We start from the raw sequence: 5,776 nt of genomic DNA, 5'->3' as shown, positions 1-5,776 counted from the left end.
TCGATGAGGGCTGAACCGCAGCGGGCGCCGCAGCCTGCTCGGGCGGTGCGCTATGCGCTTCCAGCACCTTCTTCAATCGCAAAGCGTCCGCGTTGCCGTTCATTTCGACCTTCACGGATTGCGCGTATTTGCTGCGCGCGCGCTCCAGATCCATTGCCGCTTCAACCGTAAAACGAATGCCGCCGGTGAACGCGTCGTTGCGCGCCTGACCCTGCACGACCAGCAACTCGTCTTCCTTGTAGAGCGCCTTGTTCGCCTCGAACTGCTCGTTGAACACAGTGACTTCGCACTGGCCGGTGCCGTCGTCGAGATTGACGATCAGCATCTTGCCGCGCTGGGTCATCTGCGTGCGCATGGTCGTGATCACGCCCGCAACCAGCTTCTCGCGCCCTTCCTTCAACTCGCCGATCTTCTGGCGGACGAAACGGCGGACTTCGGTCTTGTAGGCGTCGAAGAGATGGCCCGACAAATAGAAACCCAGCGCGCTCTTCTCTTCCTGCAAGCGCTTCTTGTCCGACCACATGGGTTCGTCGACGAGTTCGTGACCTTGTTGCGGTTCGTCGCCCATGTCGAAGAGACCGGACTGCATGGCGTTCGCCGCGGCCTGATCCGCCGCTTCCATGGCGAGCGGCACCGATGCAATCAGTTGCGCCCGATTGTCATGCAGCGAATCGAACGCGCCGGCGCGAATCAGCGCTTCCACCGTGCGCCGGTTCACCATGCGCCGATCCACGCGTGTGCAGAAGTCGAAGATATCCGTGAACGGCGCTTCGTCGCGCGCCCGCAAGATCTCTTCGATAGCACTCTGCCCGCTGCCCTTCACCGCACCGAGTCCGTACCGGATGGTCTTCGAACGCTTGCCATCGGCTTCGGGCACTGGCTCGAACCGGTACGCCGACTGGTTGATGTCCGGCGGCAACACGACCATCTTGTTGACGAGGCAATCCTCGAACAGGATCTTGACCTTGTCCGTGTCGTCCATGGCGAGCGACATGTTGGCCGCCATGAATTCGGCTGGATGATGCGCCTTCAGCCACGCCGTGAAATACGCGAGCAACGCGTAGGCGGCCGCGTGCGACTTGTTGAAACCGTAGCCGGCGAACTTCTCCATCAAGTCGAAGATTTCGTCGGCCTTTACCGCGGTCAGTCCATTCTTCGCCGCGCCCTGCCGGAACAGTTCGCGATGCTCAGCCATTTCCTCGGCCTTCTTCTTGCCCATCGCGCGACGCAGCAAGTCGGCGCCACCGAGCGAGTATCCGCCGATGATCTGCGCCATCTGCATCACCTGCTCCTGATAGACCATGATGCCGTAGGTCTCTTTCAGGACGGATTCCACGCGCGGGTCCGGATACTCGACGATCTCGCGGCCATGCTTACGCGCGCAGAAGCTCGGGATCAGGTCCATCGGGCCCGGTCGATACAACGCCACCAGCGCGATGATGTCCTCGAACCGGTCAGGCTGCGCGTCCTTCAGCATGCCCTGCATGCCGCGGCTTTCAAGCTGGAATACGGCGACCGTATTCGCTTTCTTAAGGATCTGGAACGAAGCGGGATCGTCTAGCGGAACCTGCGACAGATTCCAGTCTTTCTTCGATGGATCCAGCCGGCGGATATACCGTTCAGCCCAGTCGAGAATGGTGAGCGTGGTCAGGCCCAAGAAGTCGAACTTCACTAGCCCGACCGCCTCCACGTCGTCCTTGTCGTACTGGCTGACCACACCGCCGTCTTCGCCCTGCGTGTAGAGCGGGCAGAAGTCCGTGAGCTTGCCCGGCGCGATCAGCACGCCGCCCGCATGCATGCCGACGTTGCGCGTGAGCCCTTCCACACGCTGCGCCAGCTCGATCAACTGATGCACTTCGTCTTCGTTGTCGAAGCGTTCCTGCAGCGTCGGCTCTTCCTTCAACGCGTCCGCGATGGTCACGTGCTTGCCCGGCTTGAACGGAATCAGCTTGGCGATGCCATCGGTGAACATGTAGCCCAGATCGAGCACCCGTCCAATGTCGCGCACGGCGGCCTTCGCGGCCATCGTACCGAACGTCGCGATCTGCGATACGGCGTCAGCCCCGTACTTCTGCTTCACGTATTGAATGACGCGGTCCCGCCCTTCCTGACAGAAGTCGATATCGAAGTCAGGCATGGACACGCGGTCCGGATTCAGGAACCGTTCGAACAGCAGGTTGTACTTGAGCGGATCCAGGTCGGTAATGAACAACGCATACGCGACGAGCGAGCCGGCGCCCGATCCCCGGCCCGGGCCGACCGGCACGCCATTGTTCTTCGCCCACATGATGAAGTCGGCGACGATCAGGAAGTAGCCCGGGAAGCCCATGCCAATGATGGTCTTGCACTCGAATTCCAGGCGCGCGTAATACGTCTCGCGCTGCGCTTCGCGTGCGGCTTCGTCGGGGTAGAGCTGGGCCAGGCGTTTCTCGAGCCCTTCCTTCGACAAATGCACGAGGTAGTCGTCGAGCGACATGCCGTCGGGCGTCGGGAACAGCGGCAGTTTCGGCTTGCCGAGTTCGAGCTTGAGATTGCAGCGCTTCGCAATTTCGACGGTGTTCGCCAATGCCGACGGAATGTCCGCGAACAACGCGCACATTTCCTCTTGCGTACGGAAATATTGCTCGGTCGTAAAGCGCTTCTGGCGACGCGGATTGGCGAGCATGTCTCCTTCGGAAATACACACGCGCGCTTCGTGCGCCGTAAAGTCGTCCGGCGTCATGAACTGCATGGGATGCGTGGCGACGACCGGCAGCTGCAACTGCGCGGCGAGCGCGACGGCTTGCTGAATATAGGTCTCGCCGCCCGGGTGTCCCGCCCGCTGCAACTCGATGTAAAACGCATTCGGGAACAGCTTCGCCCAGCGCTCTGCGTGACGTTGCGCTGCCTGGTCGTTACCGGCGGCGAACGCCATGCCGATGTCTCCATGCTGCGCGCCTGACAGCGCCAGCAATCCTTCCGACAACCCGCCTTCGAGCCATTCGTACTCGACTTCCGCGCGTCCGCGATACTGGTTCGTCAGCCACGCTTTCGACAGGAGTTCGCACAGGTTCAGATAACCGCGCTGATTCTTGACGAGCAAGAGCAAACGCGCGGGCTTGTCGCGATCCGCCGGATTGGTGATCCAGACGTCGCAGCCGGCAATGGGCTTCACGCCCTTGCTGCGCGCTTCCTTGTAGAACCTGACGAGGCCGAATGCATTGCCGAGATCGGTCAGCGCGAGCGCGCCCTGGCCGTCCTTGGCTGCGGCCTTGACGACGTCGTCAAGGCGCACGATGCCGTCGGCAATCGAGAATTCGGAGTGAACACGAAGATGGACAAAGCGGGGATCTGACATGAGCGATATTGTACATGCGCCTATTCGCGAAAATAGCCTCCAGAGCGCGCGTTAGCCATTCGACCTATGGTTCCGCAAGATCGATCCGCATGATGAAAAAAGTGCCGCATCGATGTGTACTCGTTAGCCGAACGGCCGAGTCGGAAGCGCGGGCCGTTTGCGGGATAATACGGATTCGACAGATGCCGTTTTCGCTCGTCGAACCCGCTTTTTCGCCCGGCAACGCCCGTTTTCAAGCACTTTAAGAGCATTTGCGTCATGAGCATCATCAATCTTTCGGCATATAAATTCGTGAGCATCGAGAGTGGCGCCGACTGGCGGCCGCTGATCGTCGAGCGCTGCGCGGCGCTTGGCCTTCGCGGGACGATCCTGCTCGCGCCCGAGGGCATCAATCTGTTTGTCGCGGGCGCGCCGGAACCTATCCATGCATTCATGCACTACCTGCGCACGGACGCGCTCTTCGAAGGCAAATTCGCGGACCTGGAATTCAAGGAAAGTATCTCGGCCACGCAGCCGTTCGGCAGGATGCTGGTGAAACTCAAGCGCGAGATCATCACCATGAAAAAGCCGGCGATCAAACCGGAACTTGGCCGTGCGCCGTCCGTCCCCGCAGCCCGGCTCAAGTCGTGGCTCGACCGTGGACATGACGACGAAGGCCGTCCGGTCGTGATGCTCGACACGCGCAATGCGTTCGAAGTCGACGTGGGCACGTTCGATCAGGCGCTCGATTACCGCATCGACAAATTCAGCGAATTTCCGGACGTGATCGAAGCGCACCGCGCGGAACTGGAAGGCAAGACGGTGGTGTCGTTCTGTACCGGCGGAATCCGCTGCGAGAAGGCAGCGATCCACATGAAGGAAGTGGGCATTGACCACGTGTATCAGCTCGAAGGCGGCATTCTCAAATACTTCGAGGAAGTCGGCGGCGCGCATTACCATGGCGAGTGTTTTGTGTTCGATCATCGGACGGCGTTGAATGCGGCGCTCGAGCCGGCGGCAAATCCGCAAAGTGGCGATGCCGCGGGCGCGGAAGACGAGGCCGCAAACAGCGACGAAGCGCACGCCGCAATCACCGCCGATGGCCGGGCGTCTTTCCCCGGCCCCGGCGAGCAGCGACACAAGGCATGAGGGCCGCGCCCGCGTGGCTGGTTCTTTTTGGAGCGATGCCAATAAGCAGGCTCAGCCAATGAACGCCGGACAAGGCTATCGCGGGCGATTTGCGCCTTCCCCCACCGGACCGCTGCATTTCGGTTCGCTGGTGAGCGCGCTGGCCAGTTTCCTCGACGCACGCGCCCATCGCGGCACATGGCTCGTTCGGATCGAAGACGTGGACGGTCCGCGCACAGTAGCCGGCGCGGCTGACGATATCCTCGAAACGCTGCGCAGGTTCGGCATGCATTCCGACAAGAAACCCATTTGGCAAAGTCAACGCGAGGACGCGTATCAGAGAGCGTTCGACCAGTTGTTATCGGCGGGATTTGTGTTTCCCTGTGGATGCACGCGCCGCGAGATAGCCGATTCGCTCGCGCATGCTCACTTGCGGCACGCCACGCTCGCTTATCCAGGGACCTGCCGCGACGGATTGCATGGCAAGCCGCCGCGCGCCTGGCGGATGCGCGTGCCGGACGGAGACGCCGCCGTATTCACTTTCGAGGATCGCTGGCAGGGAACGCAAACGCAGGATCTGGCAACGGAAGTGGGCGACTTTGTACTCAAGCGCGCCGATGGCGAATGGGCGTATCAACTTGCAGTTGTAGTGGACGATGCAGATTGCGGCGTCACGCATGTTGTTCGCGGCGCAGACTTGCTGGATTCGACCGCGCGCCAGATCTATTTGCAGCGATGCCTGGATATGCCTACGCCCGCTTATCTGCACGTGCCCGTGGTCGAGAATGACCACGGCGAGAAGCTCAGCAAACAAACCGGCGCAACGGCACTGGACACGGCCAAACCGCTCGCAGCATTGACGCAAGCAGCGAGGCATCTCAGCCTGGAACCCTTGTCCGCCGGATCGCTTGAAGCTTTTTTCTTGGACGCCACGACTCAATGGGCGCGAAGATTCGGGACGTAGATTCGTAATCTTCAAAAAGCAAAAAGCGGCATCGCGGCCGCTTTCTTCGCTACACATTCCCACAAACCCATCAAGACTCCGACGGCGTCCTGCGCGGCATTCCCAATCCGCCCAGCAACGCAGCCAACGGCTGACGCGGCGTATTCTTGCGCTCGGCTTCCGCCGCTGCCTCGTCCTGTGCTTTCCTTGCCGATGCCGGCGACGCTACGTACGGCTTCAGGAAAAAGTCATCGACCGGTTGCTGGCGCGAATGCGAACGTTCGAACGATGTAGAACGGCGGCGGAAGCCGAGCGCAAGAATACGCCGCGTCAGCCGTTGGCTGCGGTGCTGGGCGGATTGGGAATGCCGCGCAGGACGCCACGACTCA

General features: G+C 61.1%; 3 protein-coding genes and 1 pseudogene. 2 read left to right on the top strand and 2 right to left on the bottom strand.

Features of this window, described 5'->3' with window-relative positions; translation table 11 throughout:
* A partial coding sequence (gene dnaE, locus ACRXB1_RS28685; protein WP_449493954.1) for a DNA polymerase III subunit alpha occupies window positions 1-3,346 on the bottom strand: 3,346 nt, incomplete at its 3' end.
* Between the two features lie 249 nt (window positions 3,347-3,595).
* Between dnaE and ACRXB1_RS28680 the strand changes: the two genes are divergently transcribed.
* Together ACRXB1_RS28680 and gluQRS are read left to right on the top strand one after the other, a co-directional pair.
* Complete coding sequence (locus ACRXB1_RS28680) at window positions 3,596-4,465, top strand: sulfurtransferase (protein ID WP_449493953.1); 870 nt, start codon at window positions 3,596-3,598, stop codon at window positions 4,463-4,465.
* 58 nt (window positions 4,466-4,523) lie between these two features.
* Window positions 4,524-5,408: a tRNA glutamyl-Q(34) synthetase GluQRS gene (gluQRS, locus tag ACRXB1_RS28675; RefSeq protein WP_449493952.1), complete on the top strand. Its 885-nt coding sequence runs from the start codon at window positions 4,524-4,526 to the stop codon at window positions 5,406-5,408.
* Window positions 5,409-5,478: 70 nt separating this feature from the next.
* Here gluQRS and ACRXB1_RS28670 read toward each other — a convergent pair.
* Window positions 5,479-5,776, bottom strand: a pseudogene (locus tag ACRXB1_RS28670) (DEAD/DEAH box helicase); the annotation flags it as partial.

Source organism: Caballeronia sp. M23-90 (assembly GCF_053574605.1).
The sequence above is the reverse complement of the archived record's forward strand: the minus strand, read 5'-3'. Positions and strand labels throughout refer to the sequence as shown.